Below are 16517 nucleotides of genomic sequence, written 5' to 3'. Positions count from 1 at the left end.
CAACAGAGTCGCCCCACGATGTCCCGAGCGAACCCGCCCCTCCTGCCACCCTCCCCCGTTCGGCTGGCACCCTCCATCCTGTCAGCCGACTTCGCCCGCCTGGGCGAAGAAGTGCGCGCCATCGAAGCGGCGGGCGCGGACTTCGTGCACTTCGACGTGATGGACAACCACTACGTGCCCAACCTCACCATCGGCCCGCTGGTGTGCGAGGCGATCCGCCCGCATGTGCAGATTCCGATCGACGTGCACCTGATGGTGGAGCCCGTGGACGCGCTGGTGCCGCTGTTCGCCAAGGCGGGTGCGAGCTGCATCACCTTCCACCCCGATGCCTCGCGCCACGTGGACCGCACGCTGCAACTGATCCGCTCGCACGGCTGCAAGGCAGGGCTGGTGTTCAATCCCGCCACGCCGCTGGCCTGGATGGACCACGTGATGGACAAGCTGGACATGGTGCTGCTCATGAGCGTGAACCCGGGCTTCGGCGGCCAGGCGTTCATACCTGCCACGCTGCACAAGCTGCGCGAGGCGCGCCGCCGCATCGACGCGCACACCACCGCCGGTGGCCAGCCCATCTGGCTGGAGGTGGACGGTGGCGTGAAGCTGGACAACATCGGCCAGATCGTGCAGGCCGGCGCCGACATCTGCGTGGCCGGCAGCGCGGTCTTCGGCGCGCCCGACGCGGGCGGCGGCTACTACGGCGTCATGGGCGCGCTGCGCAAAGCCGCAGATTCAACCGATCGTCATTCCAGCAACCCCACGCGGAGCACACCATGCCATTGACCGGCCGCAAGACCCTCACCCAGTACCTGATCGAAGAACGCCGCCGCTTCCCCCAAGCCAGCGGCGACTTCAACGCGCTCATTCTTGACGTGGCCATGGCCTGCAAGGCCATCGCGCGCGCGGTGGCATTCGGCGCGCTGGGCGACGTGCTGGGCAACCACGCGGCCGAGACCGGGGGCTCGGTCAACGTGCAGGGTGAAACACAGAAGAAGCTGGACGTGCTGAGCAACGAGTACTTTTTGCGCATCACCGAATGGGGCGGCCACCTAGCGGGTATGGCGTCGGAAGAGATGGACGCGCCGTACCAGATTCCCCGGACCTACCCGCGCGGCAAGTACCTCCTGGTGTTCGACCCGCTCGACGGCTCCAGCAACATCGACGTGAATGTGTCGGTGGGCAGCATCTTCTCGGTGCTGCGCGCGCCGGCAGCCGAAGACCGCGAGGTGACCGAGTCCGACTTCCTGCAACCCGGCACGCAGCAGGTGGCCGCCGGCTACGCACTCTACGGCCCCACCACCATGCTGGTGATCACGGTGGGCAATGGCGTGGCCGGCTTCACGCTCGACCCCAACCTGGGCGAATTCATCCTCACCCATCCCGATCTCACCGTACCCGCCGACACGCAGGAATTCGCGATCAACGCGTCCAACAGCCGCTTCTGGGAAGCGCCGGTGAAGCGGTACGTGGACGAATGCCTGGCCGGCAAGACCGGCCCGCGCGCCAAGGACTTCAACATGCGCTGGATCGCCAGCATGGTGGCCGAGGCGCATCGCATTCTCATGCGCGGCGGCGTGTTCCTCTACCCGCGCGACACGAAGGACGCATCGAAGCCCGGCCGCCTGCGCCTGTTGTACGAGGCCAACCCCATCGGTTTCATCATGGAACAGGCCGGCGGGCGCGCCAGCACCGGGCGCGTTCCCATGCTCGGTGTGCAGCCCGAGGGCCTGCACCAGCGCATCGGCCTGGTGTTCGGTTCGAAGGACGAGGTGGAGCGCATCGAGCGCTACCACGCCGAACCCGTCCGCAAAGACCTGGACAACCCCCTGTTCCACGAACGCAGCCTGTTCCGCGTCTGAGCGGTCGGCCTCCACGCTTGCATTCGCACCGATTCTTCAACTTCACGGGACGTCACCATGTCTGAGCGCCACCCCATCATCGCCATCACCGGCTCGTCGGGCGCGGGAACCACTTCGGTCACCCGCACCTTCGAGAACATCTTCCGCCGCGAAGGCGTCAGCGCCGCCATCATCGAAGGCGACAGCTTCCACCGCCACGACCGCAAGGAGATGAAGCAGCGCCAGGCAGAGGCCGAGCGCGCCGGCAACGGCCACTTCAGCCACTTCGGCCCGGAGAACAACCTCTTCCCCGAACTCGAAGCGCTGTTCGCCGCCTATGGCCGCAGCGGCACCGGCATGTCGCGCAAGTACCTGCACGATCCCGACGAGGCCGCCCCCTACCGGCAGGAGCCCGGCACCTTCACCCCATGGGAAGAACTGCCTACCGGCACAGACCTGCTGTTCTACGAAGGTCTGCACGGCGCAGTGATCACGCCCGACGTGAACATCGCCCAACACCCCGACCTGCTCATCGGCGTCGTGCCGGTGATTAACCTGGAGTGGATCCAGAAGCTCTGGCGCGACAAGTCCAAGCGCGGCTACAGCACCGAGGCGGTGACCGACACCATCCTGCGCCGCATGCCCGACTACGTGAACTACATCTGCCCGCAGTTCGCGCACACGCACGTCAACTTCCAGCGCGTACCGTGCGTGGACACGTCCAACCCCTTCATTGCGCGCGAGATTCCCGCGCCGGACGAAAGCTTCGTCGTGATCCGCTTCGCCAAACCCAAGGGCATCGATTTCCAGTACCTGCTGAGCATGGTGCACGACTCGTTCATGTCGCGCGCCAACACCATCGTGGTGCCCGGCGGCAAGATGGAGCTGGCGATGCAGCTCATTTTTACGCCCTTCATCTGGCGGATGATGGAGCGCAAGCAGAGGGCCTTCGCATGAGCACCGCCCGCAAACCACCCAATCTCGATCTTGCGCGCCGCATGGCGAACGCCATCCGCATGCTGGCGGTGGACGCGGTAGAGGCCGCGAACTCGGGCCACCCGGGCGCACCCATGGGCATGGCCGACATCGCCGAGGTGCTGTGGAACCGCCACCTGCGCCACAACCCCGCCAACCCCGCCTGGCACGACCGAGACCGCTTCGTGCTCTCCAACGGCCACGGTTCCATGCTGCTGTACGCGCTGCTGCACCTCACGGGCTACGACCTGTCGATGGACGACCTGCGCCAGTTCCGCCGCCTGCACAGCAAGACCGCCGGCCACCCTGAAGTGGGCGTGACACCGGGTGTGGAAACGACCACCGGACCGCTGGGCCAGGGCCTGGCCAACGCGGTCGGCATGGCGCTGGCCGAGAAGCTGCTCGCGCACCAGTTCAACCGCCCCGGCCACGACATCGTGGACCACCACACCTACGTGTTCCTGGGTGACGGCTGTCTCATGGAAGGCATTAGCCACGAGGTGTGTTCGCTCGCAGGAACGCTCCGCCTGTCCAAGTTGATCGCGCTGTACGACGACAACGGAATTTCCATCGATGGCCATGTGCAGGGCTGGTTCACCGACGACACACCGCGCCGCTTCGCTGCCTACGGCTGGCACGTGGTCACAGTGGACGGTCACGACCCCAGCCTGATCCACGCCGCGCTGCAGCGCGCACGCAGCGCGGCCGCGCAGGCCGAGGGAAAGCCCACGCTGATCTGCTGCAAGACCGTGATCGGCAAGGGCGCGCCCAACAAGCAGGGCAGCCACGACGTGCACGGCGCCGCCCTGGGCGCCGCCGAGGTTCAGGCCACGCGCGAGGCGCTGGGCTGGAGCGCCGCGCCCTTCGAGATTCCGGCCGACATCGCTGCCGCATGGAACGCCACCGAGCGCGGGTGTGCGCTGGAAACGCAATGGCTGGCGCGTCTCGCCGCCTACCGCCAGGCCTTCCCGGTCGAAGCCGCCGAGTTCGAACGCCGCATGGCCGGCGACCTGCCCGAGGCCTTCGTGAACGAGATTCCCGCGCTGGTGGCGGCGCTCGGCCAGTGCACCGATGCGGTGGCCACCCGCAAGGCCAGCCAGCTCGCGCTCGATGCCATGGCACCGAAGCTGTCTGAAATCTTCGGCGGCAGCGCCGACCTCACCAGCTCCAACCTCACCAACTTCAAGGGCTGCGTCACCGCCGGGCCAAACAAGGCTGGCCGCTTCAGTGGTGGCAACCACCTGAGCTACGGCGTGCGCGAGTTCGGCATGGCCGCCATCATGAACGGCATGGCACTGCACGGTGGTTTCATTCCCTACGGCGGCACCTTCCTCGCGTTCAGCGACTACAGCCGCAACGCGGTGCGCATGGCCGCGCTGATGAAGCTGCAGGTGGTGCATGTGTTCACGCACGACAGCATCGGCCTGGGCGAAGACGGTCCGACCCATCAGCCGGTGGAGCATGTGCCCAGCTTGCGCATCATCCCGGGGTTGGACGTGTGGCGGCCCGCCGATGCGCTGGAAACGGCCGTGGCCTGGTCCCATGCGCTGCTGCGGCGCGACGGTCCCACCGCGCTCGCGCTCTCGCGTCAGAACCTGCCGCAGCTGGGCGATGCGTCGCGCGCAGCGGACATCCGGCGCGGGGGCTACGTGCTCTCGGACATGGACGGTGCTCAGGCGGTGATCGTCGCCACCGGTTCCGAAACGGCGCTCGCCATGCAGGCACAGACCGCGCTCGCGGCCGAAGGCATCGCCACACGCGTGGTCTCCATGCCCTGCACCAACCTGTTCGACCGGCAGGACGCCGCCTGGCAGGACGCGGTGCTGCCGCCCGCGCTGCCCGCTATCGCGGTGGAGGCCGCGCACCCCGATTTCTGGCGCAAGTACGTCGGCCGCACCGGGCGCGTGGTGGGCATGGCGAGCTTCGGCGAATCGGCACCCGCGAAAGACCTATACGCACACTTCGGCATCACCGCCGCGCGCGTGGCCGACGAGGTGCGCGCACTGGTGCACCCACGCCCGCGTGTGCGCGCCGGCATCGAAGCGGTGACGGCATGAGCGCGAACGTCCAGGCTTTCGACTTGGCAATGTTCGACCTCGACGGCACCCTGGTCGCCACCGCCGGCGAGATTGGCGACGCCGTCAACGACACGCTGGTGCGCTTCGAGCTGCCAGCGGTCTCGCAGGTGCAGGTGGAGCGCTGGATCGGCCACGGCACGCGCGAGCTGCTGATCCAGGCACTGGCATCGGCCAGCGACACCACCGCCGAGGTGATCCGGTCCAGCAGCTCACTGAGCTTGATCGCTGCCGAATTCGATCGCCACTACCAACGCCGTTGCGGCACGCGCAGCCAGCTCTACCCCCAGGTGCGCGACACCCTGTTGGCCCTGCGCGAGCGCGGCGTCAAGCTCGCCGTCGTGACCAACAAGGAAAGCCGCTACACCGCCACCGTGCTCGATGCACACCGCCTCGCACCGCTGTTCGACCGCGTGATCAGCGGCGACACCCTGCCCACCAAGAAGCCCGACCCCGCTGGCATCCACAGTTGCCTCACGCAGTTCGGCGCGGCCGCAGAACGCGCGCTGTTCGTGGGCGACTCCTCCATCGACGTGGCCACCGCGCGCAACGCCGGCGTGCGCGTGTGGGCGCTGCCCTATGGCTACAACATGGGTGAGCCCATCACCGCCAGCCGACCCGATCGCGTCATTCCCGACATTTCTCTCCTGCTGAACTGAATTTCTTTCGAACATTCCATGACACAGAAAGCCCCCATCAAGATCGGCATCAACGGCTTCGGCCGCATCGGCCGCAACGTGCTGCGCAGCGCGATCCAGAACTTCCAGGACATCGAAGTGGTGGCCATCAACGACCTGCTGGAGCCGGAGTACCTGGCGTACATGCTGCAGTACGACAGCGTGCACGGCCGCTTCAAGGGCGACGTGAAGGTTGAAGGCAACACCCTGATCGTCAACGGCAAGAAGATCCGCCTGACGCAGGAGCGCGACCCGGCCAACCTGAAATGGGCCGACGTTGGTGCGGAGGTCGTCATCGAATCCACCGGCCTGTTCCTGGACAAGGCCACCGCGCAGAAGCATCTGGATGCGGGCGCGAAGAAGGTCATCCTGTCGGCCCCGAGCAAGGACGACACCCCGATGTTCGTCTTCGGCGTGAACGACAAGACCTACAAGGGCGAGGCCATCATCTCCAACGCCAGCTGCACCACCAACTGCCTGGCGCCCATTGCCAAGGTGCTCAACGACAAGTGGGGCATCAAGCGCGGTCTGATGACCACGGTGCACGCGGCCACGGCCACGCAGAAGACGGTGGACGGCCCGAGCAACAAGGACTGGCGCGGCGGTCGCGGCATCCTGGAAAACATCATCCCTTCCAGCACCGGTGCGGCCAAGGCCGTGGGCGTGGTGATCCCCGAGCTGAACAAGAAGCTCACGGGCATGTCCTTCCGCGTGCCGACCTCCGACGTGTCGGTGGTCGACCTGACGGTGGAACTCAACAGCGAAGCCAGCTACGACGAGATCAAGGCCGAGATGAAGGCCCAGTCCGAAGGCGCGCTCAAGGGCGTGCTGGGCTACACGGAAGACAAGGTGGTCGCCACCGATTTCCGCGGCGATACCCGCACCTCGATCTTCGACGCCGAAGCCGGCATCGCGCTGGACAAGACCTTCATCAAGGTGGTGAGCTGGTACGACAACGAGTGGGGCTACTCCAACAAGTGCCTGGAAATGGTGCGCGTCGTGGGCTACGCGAAATGAAGCCTCTGCGATTCAGCGATGTGTGTGCAACCGGCTTCGCGCGCGGCAAGCGGGTCTTCATCCGTGCCGACCTCAACGTGCCTCTATCGCCCCCCATGCTTCGCTGCCCCCCCGAGGGGGGAGCAACCGCCTTGGGGCGGCCCGGCGGCGGCTGGGACGACAGCGGCCGCATCACGGAAGACACGCGCATCCGCGCTAGCATCCCGGCCATCCAGATGGCGCTGGACGCCGGCGCGGCGGTCATGGTCACGAGCCACCTGGGCCGGCCCACCGAAGGGGCGTTCAAGCCCGAGGACTCGCTCGCCCCCGTGGCCGCACGCCTGGGCGAGCTCATGGACCGCCCGGTGCGCCTCGTGGCCAACTGGATCGACGGCGACTTCTCGGTCGCCCCCGGCGAGGTCGTGCTGCTGGAGAACTGCCGCCTCAACGTGGGCGAGAAGAAGAACAGCCCCGAACTCGCGAAGAAACTCGGCGCGCTGTGCGACATCTTCGTGCACGACGCCTTCGGCACCGCCCACCGGGCCGAAGGCACCACCTACGGCATCGCCGAGACCGCGCCCATCGCCTCCGCCGGCCCGCTGCTGGCGGCCGAGATGGACGCCATCGCCAAGGCGCTGGCCGCGCCGAAGCGCCCACTGGTCGCCATCGTGGCCGGCAGCAAGGTCAGCACCAAGCTCACCATCCTCAAGAGCCTGGCGAACAACGTGGACAACCTGATCGTCGGTGGCGGCATCGCCAACACCTTCATGCTGGCCGCCGGCCTGAAGATCGGCAAGAGCCTGGCCGAAGCCGACCTGGTGGACCAGGCCAAGGCGGTAATCGAGGCGATGAAGGCGCGTGGTGCCGAGGTACCGATCCCGACCGACGTGATGACCGCCAAGGCTTTCAGTGCCGATGCGCCGGCCACGGTCAAGAAGGCCACCGACGTGGCCGACGACGACCTGATCCTGGACATCGGCCCCGAGACCGCGGCCAAGCTGGCGGCACAGCTCAAGCAGGCCGGCACCATCGTCTGGAACGGCCCGGTGGGCGTGTTCGAGTTCGCCGCGTTCGAAGGTGGCACCAAGGCGATTGCGCAGGCTATTGCCGACAGCAGCGCCTTCAGCATCGCCGGTGGTGGCGACACGCTGGCCGCGATTGCCAAGTACGGCATCGAGAAGGACGTGGGCTACATCTCCACCGGCGGCGGCGCTTTCCTCGAAGTGCTCGAAGGCAAGACGCTGCCGGCGTTCGAAATCCTCGAACGCCGTTCGTCCTGATGCCCCCTTTTCTTTTTCAATCCACAGGAGATTCCCATGGCGCTCGTTTCCCTCCGACAGGTGCTCGATCACGCAGCCGAACATGGCTACGGCGTGCCCGCCTTCAACGTCAACAACCTTGAACAGATCCTCGCCATCATGGAAGCCGCGCAGGAGACCGACAGCCCGGTGATCCTGCAGGCCTCGGCCGGCGCGCGCAAGTACGCGGGCGAGGCCTACCTGCGCCACATGGTGCTGGCGGCGGTGGAGGCCCACCCCGACCTGCCCGTGGTGCTGCACCAGGACCACGGCGCCACGCCGGCGGTGTGCATGCAGTCGATCCGCTCCGGCTTCACCAGCGTGATGATGGACGGCTCGCTGCGCGAGGACGGCAAGACGCCGGCCACCTACGACTACAACCTCGCGGTGACACGCCGCGTCTGCGACATGGCGCATGCCGTGGGCGTGTCGGTGGAGGGTGAACTCGGTTGCCTGGGTTCGCTGGAAACCGGCGAGGCGGGTGAAGAAGACGGCGTGGGCGCGGTGGGCAAACTTACGCACGACATGATGCTGACCGATCCCGACCAGGCCGAGGACTTCGTGCGCCGCACCGGCGTGGACGCACTGGCGATCGCCATCGGCACCAGTCACGGCGCCTACAAGTTCACGCGCCAGCCCACCGGCGACATTCTCGCCATCGACCGCATTGCAGCCATCCACGCCAAGGTGCCGAACACGCATTTGGTGATGCACGGCAGCTCCAGCGTGCCGCAGGAGTGGCTGGCCATCATCCGCGAGCACGGTGGCGACATCAAGGAAACCTACGGCGTGCCGGTGGAAGAGATCCGGCGTGGCATCCAGAACGGCGTGCGCAAGGTGAACATCGACACCGATATCCGCCTGGCCATGACCGGCGCCATGCGCCAGACCTTCGCGAAGGAACGCAGCGAGTTCGATCCGCGCAAGGCGCTGCTGGCCGCCAAGAAGGCCGCGCGCGGCGTGTGCCGAGAACGCTTCGAAGCGTTTGGCAGCGCGGGACAGGCAGGAAAGATGAAACCCGTGCCGCTGGACGCAATGGCCGACAGCTACGCCTGAGGTGCCAGCGGCAGCTCCAGCACAAACTCGGCACCGCCACGCTCGGCATCGGATTCCGCGTTGCGGGCGCTCAGCCGTCCGCCGTGCTGCTCCACGATGCCGTAGCTGATCGACAGGCCCAGGCCCGTGCCCTTGCCCACCGGTTTGGTGGTGAAGAAGGGATCGAAGATGCGCAGCAGGTGCTCGGGCGGAATGCCCGGGCCGTTGTCGCGCAGCACCACGCGTGCCATGCCATCGGCCTGGTCGATGCTCACCCAGATGCGCGGTGCCGCGTGCTGGCCCACGGCGTCAAAGCCGTTCTGCAGCAGGTTCATCATCACCTGCTGCAACTGGCCGGCGCTGCCCATCACGGTGCAGGGTGCGCCGCCGGCCCATTGCACATCGATGGGCGTCGAAAGCCCCTTCTGCACCCAGTGCACGGCGCGCTCGATCACGTCCACCAGGTTGACCGGTTTGCGCTCCTCTGAATCCATCGCCGAGAAGCGTTTGAGGCCATGCACGATGTCGGCTGTGCGCTGCGCGCCTTCCAGCGTGCCCTCAATCAGCGAGGGCAGATCGGCCAGCAGGTGCTCGATTCGCAGCTTGCGTCGCATCTCATCCAGCACGGCCGGCGGCTCGTGAGCATGCATCGCAGCGAGGTAGGTGCGCAGTCGGTCGCTGTACTTGCTGAGCGCGTGCACGTTGCCCAGCACGAAGCTGATCGGGTTGTTGAGCTCGTGTGCCACGCCAGCTACCAGCTGGCCGAGCGAGGCCATCTTCTCGGAGTGCAGCAGCTGCTGCTGCGTGCGCTTCAAGGCCTCGTGCGCGGCGCGCATCTCGTGGTACGCGCGCTTGAGCTCGGCCGTCGGACGACCCACCCACACCGTGCCGACGCGACGGCCCCGCTCGCCGATGCGCGGTGTGCAGTTCGCATCCACCGAGACGGCCTGGCCTTGCCGGTCCAGCAGGTTGAGTTCGATGCCCTCGCCTGCACGCGGTGCGTCGGCCTTTTCCATCGCCGCACGCGCCAGCTCCTGGCTCTGAGCGTCGGCCAGCAGGCCGTAGAGCGGCGTGCCGCGCAGCTGCTCCTCGGGGCGCCCGGTCAGCTCGCAGAGCGCGGCGTTGGCCTGCTCGATCACGCCGCTGTCGTCGCAGACCACCAGCACGTCGGACATGGAGGTGAGCACGCTGAAGATGAACTGTTGCGACTGCTCCAGCTCGGCGTTCTTCTTCTCAAGTTCGACCTCATCGTCGATCAGCCGGGTGTAGACCTCGTCCATCTTCTGGATGACGTCCATCCAGGTGGATTCGTCCACACCATCCATCGGGCCGGTGGGAAGCGGCAGACTGGGCGGGCGCGGCTTGTTCATCGTCAGTGGACGGTGCAGACCATGCACGGGTCGAACGAGCGAACGATGTGCTGCACAGCCACCGGTGTCTTCTCGCCTTCGCGCACCGGCGCGTTCACCAGCGCCTGTTCGAGTGCGCCCGGTATGCCGGCGGCGTCTCGTGGCGAGAAGTTCCAGCTGGTGGGCGCCACGATCTGGTAGTTGGCGATGCGCCCGTTCCTCAGGACCACCCAGTGCCCCAGGCTGCCGCGCGCGGCTTCCGACAGGCCGACGCCACTGCCCTCGTCGGGCAACTCGGACGGCACGCAGAAAGGCTCTGTCGGGCGCAGAGCGCCGAGCCAGTCTTCCATCATGGGGACCACGCGCGCGAGCTCCAGAACACGCGCGAGCACGCGGGTATAGACGTTACCGCCACAGCGCACCACCGCATCGCGCACTAGGGGGTGGCCGGCGGCGAGCTGGCGCGCGATGGCACCGGTCTCGATCACTTCGCCACCAAGACGCGGCGCCTTGTTCCAGGTGTAGCCGCGCGCCTTGTCGGGGTCGGGCCGGGTCTGGCCCTGCAGCGGGTGCAACGGGCCGCTGCCGTCGGCCAGCCACGCGTGTGTGGCGTCTTCGGTGATGGCGCTGGCGTCCACCGCGTCGAGCCGCGCCATATCGGCGCGCCACACGCCACCGGGCAGAGCCCAGCCTCCATCGGGCTGGGCATAGGCGCCGTAGCTCAGGTAGCGACCCGGCCCGGGGCCGAGCGTGTGCAACTGCAGCTCCCGCACCAGCGTGAGGAAGAAACGGAGGTCGCCGCTCAGCGGAGCTTGTGCGTGCCAAGTCCACAGCGCGTCTTCGCTGTCGATGCTGTTGATGGCTTCCAGTGGCGCGGCAAACAGCTGGCGTTCCAGGAATGAGCGGAACTCGCGCACACGCGAGAGCAGCCGCACGCGCTCGGCGGCGTCGATGGGGCGCGTGCTGCCACCGGGTTCGATGGACTGCGTGTGCGGCCACTTGCCACCCAGCGTGCCCAGCAAAGTGAACCAGCGCTGGCGCGCCGCGGTGGCCGCGCGCACCTGCTCACCGCGGTTAGGCGCAAAACGGCGCACCGCCTCGGCATGCCAGCCGTGGCCGGCGTACACCGGGCGCGCAAAGTCGGGCATGAAGAACAGGTAGAAGTGCGTGAGGTGGTCGGCCAGGTTCTCGGTCGCCAGGATCACGTTGCTCGCGTGCTGCCCGTTGGCCGGCATGGCGATGCCACCCAGGTGCGCCAGCGCGCGCGCCGAAGCCACCGACTGCGACACCGAGCAGATGCCACAGATGCGTGGCACGTACACCAGCGCATCGTGCGGCGCCTTGCCCTGCAGGATCTGCTCGAAGCCGCGGTACATGGTGGCGTTGACCTGCGCCGAGGCCACGCGGTCGCCCTGCACGTCGAGCTGGACTTCCAGATCGCCTTCGACGCGGTTGAAGGGGCCAACGAGCAGACGTGTCATTTCAAGCGCGTCTTCCGCACAGCCGGCTTGACGACGAGGTGGTCGGCCACCGCGTTGTGCTTCACGCGCTTCGGCGTGGCGCTCTTGGAGAGCGACGCCAGCGCCACGAACCAGGCCTTGGGCATGTCGGTGGGCAGGCCGATGGGAATGCCGGCGAGCTTGGGCGTTTCGTGGAACGGGTGGCCGGGTTCCTGGAAGCCCGGTTCGGTACAGGCGATGCAGGCATAGCCGCCGCGGGTGCACGAGCCTTCGCCGTTCCACAGCCGCGTGTTGCAGTCGGCGTGCACCTGCGTGCCCTTGCAACCCATGTGTTCCATCATGCAGCCGAGGTCGGACGGCTTCTCTGCACTCGCCTTGAACTCGTAGTACTCGTTGCGCGTGCAGCCGTGGTGCACCAGCTGGTCGGCGTAGAAGCGCGGGCGGTTGAGCGGGTCGAGGTCGTCTGCGCCGAAGCTGTCGGCGGCCAGCGCCATCAGTGTGTCGATCACCCAGCTCGGGTGCGTCGGGCATCCGGCCACATTGATCACTGGCAGGCCACTGGCCGAGCGGAAAGCCGCGCCGAGCAGGCCACCCGCTTCGTCGTCTTCGTATTGCAGACCGCACGCGTCGGTGGGGTTGTCGCCACCGGCGGTTATGCCGCCCCAGGCCGCGCAGCTGCCCACGGCCACCACGTGTTTCGCGCGCGCGCTGAGCCGGCGCACCCAGTCGATCATCGGCAGCTGCGTGCCGGCCAGCATGTGAAAACGGCCGGTGCCGTTCGGGCCGCGCAGCAGCGAACCTTCTACGCACAGCGCGTCCAGCCGCGTGCGGCCGTCGAGCACCGCGTCGAGCAGGTCCAGCAGTTCGTCGCCGCTCTCCATCGACAGCGAGGGATGCCAGAGCAGGTGGATGCCTGCGTCGCGCAGGTGGCCCTGAAAGTCGGTCGTGTCCGCGCACAGCAGCGACATGCTGCAGCCGCCGCACCCACCGCTCTGAAGCCAAAGAACGTTCAAGCCCCCACGCTCCACCGCTGCGCGGGTCGCTGCCCCCCGAGGGGGCTGATCCGGCTTGGGGCGGCCCGGCGCCGTATCGTTCAGTGCCATGTCACTTCTCCAGTCCCAGGCGTTGCATCTTGCCGCGCAGGCCCACGCGCGAGAGGCCGAGTTCCTGCGCCACGCGGGTCTTGTTCCAGCGGTGGCGCTGCAGGGTCTCGCGCAGCACCATCGCCTCGATCACGTCCAGCCGCTCGGCCAGCGTGCCGCTGGTGGGCAGGGCGGCCTGCAGGTCTTCGCCGCCCTTGCCGTGGCCTTGCAGCACGCGCGCCGAGAACGACGCGGCTTCCAGCTCGCGCCCGTCCTGCAGCGCGAGCGCGCGCGCGATCTCGTTGCGCAGCTCGCGGATGTTGCCGGGCCAGGGGTAGGCGAGCAGGCAGGCCAGCGTGGCGTCGGGCAGCGAGGCGCCGGGGTGGCCCAGCTCGTTTGCCACGTCCTGCACCAGCTGGTGCGCGATGGGCGCGATGTCGGCCGCGCGCTCGCGCAGCGGCGGCACGGTGAGCGTGACGCCCGCCAGCCGGTAGTACAGGTCTTCGCGGAACAGGCCGTCGCGCACGCGCTGCTCCAGGTCGCGGTGGGTGGCGGCGATCACGCGCACGTCCACCGGCATCGGGCGCGCGCCGCCCACGGGCCGCACCTCGCCTTCCTGCAGCACGCGCAGCAGCTTCACCTGGAACGCGGGCGAGGTCTCGCCGATCTCGTCGAGGAACACGGTGCCGCCGTGCGCGCGCTGGAACAGGCCGGGGTGGTCTTCGTAGGCGCCGGTGAAGGCGCCGCGCTTGTGGCCGAACAGTTCGGACTCGAGCAGCGTGTCGGGAATGGCCGCGCAGTTCTCCACCACGAAGGGGCCGGTCAGGCGCGGCGAGGCGTAGTGCACCGCGCGCGCCAGCAATTCCTTGCCGGTGCCCGACTCGCCGAGCACGAGCACCGCGATGTCGTAGCGCGCCACGCGCTGCGACATCGCGCACACGGCGTCCAGCGGGCTGCCCGGCGCGCGCACGATGCGGTCGAAACCGAAGCTGGCGCGCGCGCGGTCGATCTGCGTGGCGGTGCGCTGGCGCAGCACGCCGGTGCTGGTGCGCAGCTCCAGGTCGAGCCGGCTGGTCTGGCGCTGCAGCGACTGCGCCTCCACCGCGTTGCGCACCGAGTCCAGCAGGTGGTCGGGCGCCCAGGGCTTGAGGATGTACTGGTAGATGCCGGCCTCGTTGATGCCGGCAATGATGTCCTCGCTGTCGGTGTAGCCCGAGATCACGATGCGCACCGCCTCGGGCCAGCGCTCGCGCACTTCCTTGAGGAAGGCCACGCCGGTGATGCCCGGCATGCGCTGGTCGCACAGGATCACACTCACCGGCTGGCGCTCCAGCAGGCCGCGCGCCTCGTCGGCGCTGCTGGCGGTGAACACGGTGAAGTCCTCGTCCAGCGTGCGGCGCATCGCGTCCTGCGAGCGCACCTCGTCGTCCACCACCAGCACGGTGGGCAGGGCGTCGATGGGCAATGGCGCGTTCATCGGTGCAAGGCCAGGTGGCGCGGCGTCCAGGCGTGCGGCACCTTGTGCACGAAGTGGTGGCGCGCGACGTGGTAGCTGGGATCGAAGCCGTAGAAATTGCGGTGCATGCGCGCGAGTTCCTGTTCGCGGTGGTGGGCCAGCGGGCGAAGGTTTTCATCGCGCTCGCGGGTGGCCTGGCGGGCCGCCAGCCTCTGCGGCAGATTGTAGGAGGCCGCGAGCGCCAGCGCGCGTTCCAGGCAGCGCGTTTCGAAGCCCTCGCGTGCCCCATCGTCGCAGTGGTCGATCAGGCCCATCGCCGCGGCCTCGCGCGCCAGCAGCGGCAGGCGCTGCGCCATCAGCGCCTTCGCGCCGGCCTCACTCAGGCGGCGCGGCAGCAGGTAGGTCCAGTACTCGGAGCCGTAGAGGTTGCCCATATTCTTGTAGTGCGGGTTGAGCACCACGCCACCGTGCGCCCACACCTCGTCCGCCGCCAGCGCCAGGAAGGCACCGCCCGCGCCCGCGTTGCCGCGCAGCACGCTCACGGTGAGGCGGTCCGGCGTCTCGATCACGGCGAGCGCCGCGTCGTTCATCGCCTGGATGTGGCGCCACGAGGCGTCGGCCGCGCTGTCGCCGGGCCGGTGCGCGGCCGCCTCGATGGCGTTGAGGTCGATGCCGTTGCTGAAGAAGTCTTCACCCCCCAGCAGCATGAGCACGCGCACCGGCCGCTCTCGCAGTTCGAGCAGCGCGTCGCGCAGGCGCTCGCAGCGCGCGATGGACATCGCACCGTTGTGGAAGTCGAAGCGCAGGCAACCCACGCGCGCGCCGTCGGGGCCGTGTTCGGTGTAGCGCAGCTCGCTCCACTCGTCGTCGGCGCGTTGCAGCGGCACGGGCAGGCGGGGCAGGGCGAGGGCCTCGGTGGCGAAGGCGTCGGCCGCGGCCTGCTTGAAGCCGGGTGCGCCGTCGGCCACGCGGCGCGCCTGGCCGATCCACACGCCGCCATCGCGCGTGCGGCGCAGCAGCGCGCCATCGCGCACCGCCAGCACCTCACCCGGCGCGGCGTGCGCGAAAGCCGCCATCGTGGCGGCAGAAGCGGCGTGGCCGTCGCCCAGGTGGCAGGCGTGGCCCCAGAGCGCATCGAGCACGCCGGGCTGGCCGTCGGCGCAGCGCAGCCGCGCCAGCACCTCGGCGGTGCCGTGCCGCGCCCAGTCGATGGCGCGGTCGGCCTGCCGCATCGCGGGCCGCCATTGCGCGGGTGGTGGTGCATCGCCATGGCGCTCGCCGTTCCCGAAACGCTGCACGGCGGCGAGCGTGGCCTGCAGCGCGGCCTGCGTGACCTCGCGGCGGTACAGGCTGCCCTTGCTAGCTTCGCGCATGGCAAACGCCGCGTGCGCCCACACCGGGCCGGCGTCGAAATCGGCGTTGGCCTGCAGCACCGTCACGCCCCATGTGCGCTCGCCGCGCAGCACCGCCCAGTCCAGCGCGCTCGGCCCCTGGTCGCCCGGTGGGCCGGGGTGCACCACCAGGCAGGTGAGCGCCTGCCACACGCTGGCCGGTATGCGGCGCTTGAGAAAGGGCGCGAGCAGCAGGTCGGGCCGGAACAGCGCCACGGCCTCTTCGGTCACGCGGTCGTTGATGTCGAGTTCCACGCTCACCGTGTGGCCGCGCGCGCGCAGCTCGGCGAACAGGCGCTGCGTGAGGCTGTTGAAGCTGTGGCACAGCAACAGGATGCGCAGGCCGCCGGGTGCTGCGCTCATGTGGGTGGCCGCAGGCCCTGCAGCTCGCGCGCGGCGTGCTTGCGGCCCATGTGGGCCGAGAGCCGCGTTTCGATGTGGTCCAGCGCGGTGTTGAACGAAGTCACCGTGCGCGCGGCGCGCAGGGGCTGCACCACCTCGGGCGTGTCCACGCCGAAATGCGCCGCCAGCCGCGCCAGGGCCTGGCGGCACAGCGCTTCGTGCACCGGCGCCGGCAGCTCGCGTTCCAGCTCGGTTGGGGGCGAAGGCGGCGGTGGTGACGGTGCGGCCGGCGGTGCCACCGGTTCGATCAGCCCCAGCGCCAGCAGCGCCTGCATGTGTTCGCGCACCTGCGGCACACCGCGCTCGGCCAGCGCGCGCACCGTGTCGCTGCCGTTCACCATGATCAGCACCGAGCGCATGGCGGCCGGCACGCGCTCCGAGCGCTGCACGATCTCGGCCCGTCCGCGCGCGGTTTTCTGGAACACCTGAGAAGACACCATCAACTCCTTCCGGCGCGAAGTGCTTTCATCCAGAGACAACGAGGGT

14 protein-coding genes are annotated in these 16517 nt (G+C 68.5%); 8 read left to right on the top strand and 6 right to left on the bottom strand.

From position 1 onward, the window contains the following. Nucleotides 1-18 precede the first annotated feature (18 nt). The 8 genes from rpe to fba are packed head-to-tail and all read left to right on the top strand — an operon-like array spanning nt 19 to nt 8912. Nucleotides 19-780 carry a ribulose-phosphate 3-epimerase gene (rpe, locus tag PQV96_RS21995; RefSeq protein ID WP_051248945.1) on the top strand — a complete coding sequence of 254 codons (762 nt, stop codon included), beginning with the start codon at nt 19-21 and terminating at the stop codon, nt 778-780. Further along, nucleotides 771-1856, top strand: coding sequence for a class 1 fructose-bisphosphatase (locus tag PQV96_RS21990; protein ID WP_026436948.1), 1086 nt, complete (start codon nt 771-773; stop codon nt 1854-1856). Before rpe ends, PQV96_RS21990 begins: the two co-directional genes overlap by 10 nt. Nucleotides 1857-1913: 57 nt before the next feature. After that, a complete protein-coding gene (locus tag PQV96_RS21985) occupies nt 1914-2792 on the top strand; it encodes a phosphoribulokinase (RefSeq protein ID WP_026436949.1) in 879 nt (292 codons plus the stop codon). Continuing rightward, a complete protein-coding gene (tkt, locus tag PQV96_RS21980; RefSeq protein WP_273625345.1) occupies nt 2789-4867 on the top strand; it encodes a transketolase in 2079 nt (692 codons plus the stop codon). The genes PQV96_RS21985 and tkt overlap by 4 nt, the downstream gene beginning before the upstream one ends. Continuing rightward, a complete protein-coding gene (locus PQV96_RS21975) occupies nt 4864-5544 on the top strand; it encodes an HAD-IA family hydrolase (RefSeq protein ID WP_108498947.1) in 681 nt (226 codons plus the stop codon). The genes tkt and PQV96_RS21975 overlap by 4 nt, the downstream gene beginning before the upstream one ends. An 18-nt stretch (nt 5545-5562) precedes the next feature. Then, nucleotides 5563-6579, top strand: a complete 1017-nt coding sequence (gene gap, locus PQV96_RS21970) for a type I glyceraldehyde-3-phosphate dehydrogenase (protein ID WP_108498946.1) — start codon at nt 5563-5565, stop codon at nt 6577-6579. After that, nucleotides 6576-7838, top strand: coding sequence for a phosphoglycerate kinase (locus tag PQV96_RS21965; RefSeq protein ID WP_026436952.1), 1263 nt, complete (start codon nt 6576-6578; stop codon nt 7836-7838). The genes gap and PQV96_RS21965 overlap by 4 nt, the downstream gene beginning before the upstream one ends. Before the next feature lie 36 nt (nt 7839-7874). Then, nucleotides 7875-8912, top strand: coding sequence for a class II fructose-bisphosphate aldolase (gene fba / locus PQV96_RS21960; protein ID WP_026436953.1), 1038 nt, complete (start codon nt 7875-7877; stop codon nt 8910-8912). Here the strand turns inward: fba and PQV96_RS21955 are convergent. The 6 genes from PQV96_RS21955 to PQV96_RS21930 form a co-directional block, all read right to left on the bottom strand. Further along, the gene (locus PQV96_RS21955) at nt 8903-10261 is read right to left on the bottom strand and encodes a sensor histidine kinase (RefSeq protein ID WP_051248948.1); all 1359 of its coding nucleotides are present in this window, start codon (nt 10259-10261) and stop codon (nt 8903-8905) included. The genes fba and PQV96_RS21955 overlap by 10 nt on opposite strands. A 2-nt stretch (nt 10262-10263) precedes the next feature. Beyond that, the gene (locus PQV96_RS21950) at nt 10264-11721 is read right to left on the bottom strand and encodes a nickel-dependent hydrogenase large subunit (RefSeq protein ID WP_026436955.1); all 1458 of its coding nucleotides are present in this window, start codon (nt 11719-11721) and stop codon (nt 10264-10266) included. After that, entirely contained in the window at nt 11718-12668 is a 951-nt protein-coding gene (locus PQV96_RS21945) for an NADH-quinone oxidoreductase subunit B family protein (protein WP_233250258.1), read from the bottom strand. Before PQV96_RS21945 ends, PQV96_RS21950 begins: the two co-directional genes overlap by 4 nt. 136 nt (nt 12669-12804) lie before the next feature. Further along, entirely contained in the window at nt 12805-14259 is a 1455-nt protein-coding gene (locus tag PQV96_RS21940; RefSeq protein WP_026436957.1) for a sigma-54-dependent transcriptional regulator, read from the bottom strand. After that, nucleotides 14256-15992, bottom strand: coding sequence for an enoyl-CoA hydratase-related protein (locus PQV96_RS21935; protein ID WP_273625343.1), 1737 nt, complete (start codon nt 15990-15992; stop codon nt 14256-14258). The genes PQV96_RS21940 and PQV96_RS21935 overlap by 4 nt, the downstream gene beginning before the upstream one ends. Next, the gene (locus PQV96_RS21930) at nt 15989-16471 is read right to left on the bottom strand and encodes a hypothetical protein (protein WP_034712729.1); all 483 of its coding nucleotides are present in this window, start codon (nt 16469-16471) and stop codon (nt 15989-15991) included. Before PQV96_RS21930 ends, PQV96_RS21935 begins: the two co-directional genes overlap by 4 nt. Nucleotides 16472-16517: the final 46 nt, after the last annotated feature.

It is taken from the genome of Acidovorax temperans (assembly GCF_028596105.1).
GTDB classification, from domain to species: domain Bacteria; phylum Pseudomonadota; class Gammaproteobacteria; order Burkholderiales; family Burkholderiaceae_C; genus Acidovorax; species Acidovorax temperans.
This window is presented reverse-complemented; position numbering and strand designations above follow the sequence as displayed.

Bases quoted from the DNA above. Each gene is read 5' to 3' on its own strand.
- rpe (WP_051248945.1), top strand. From the start codon at position 19: ATGTCCCGAGCGAACCCGCCCCTCCTGCCACCCTCCCCCGTTCGGCTG.
- PQV96_RS21990 (WP_026436948.1), top strand. From the start codon at position 771: ATGCCATTGACCGGCCGCAAGACCCTCACCCAGTACCTGATCGAAGAA.
- PQV96_RS21985 (WP_026436949.1), top strand. From the start codon at position 1,914: ATGTCTGAGCGCCACCCCATCATCGCCATCACCGGCTCGTCGGGCGCG.
- tkt (WP_273625345.1), top strand. From the start codon at position 2,789: ATGAGCACCGCCCGCAAACCACCCAATCTCGATCTTGCGCGCCGCATG.
- PQV96_RS21975 (WP_108498947.1), top strand. From the start codon at position 4,864: ATGAGCGCGAACGTCCAGGCTTTCGACTTGGCAATGTTCGACCTCGAC.
- gap (WP_108498946.1), top strand. From the start codon at position 5,563: ATGACACAGAAAGCCCCCATCAAGATCGGCATCAACGGCTTCGGCCGC.
- PQV96_RS21965 (WP_026436952.1), top strand. From the start codon at position 6,576: ATGAAGCCTCTGCGATTCAGCGATGTGTGTGCAACCGGCTTCGCGCGC.
- fba (WP_026436953.1), top strand. From the start codon at position 7,875: ATGGCGCTCGTTTCCCTCCGACAGGTGCTCGATCACGCAGCCGAACAT.
- PQV96_RS21955 (WP_051248948.1), bottom strand. From the start codon at position 10,261: ATGAACAAGCCGCGCCCGCCCAGTCTGCCGCTTCCCACCGGCCCGATG.
- PQV96_RS21950 (WP_026436955.1), bottom strand. From the start codon at position 11,721: ATGACACGTCTGCTCGTTGGCCCCTTCAACCGCGTCGAAGGCGATCTG.
- PQV96_RS21945 (WP_233250258.1), bottom strand. From the start codon at position 12,668: ATGTCGCTGCTGTGCGCGGACACGACCGACTTTCAGGGCCACCTGCGC.
- PQV96_RS21940 (WP_026436957.1), bottom strand. From the start codon at position 14,259: ATGAACGCGCCATTGCCCATCGACGCCCTGCCCACCGTGCTGGTGGTG.
- PQV96_RS21935 (WP_273625343.1), bottom strand. From the start codon at position 15,992: ATGAGCGCAGCACCCGGCGGCCTGCGCATCCTGTTGCTGTGCCACAGC.
- PQV96_RS21930 (WP_034712729.1), bottom strand. From the start codon at position 16,471: ATGGTGTCTTCTCAGGTGTTCCAGAAAACCGCGCGCGGACGGGCCGAG.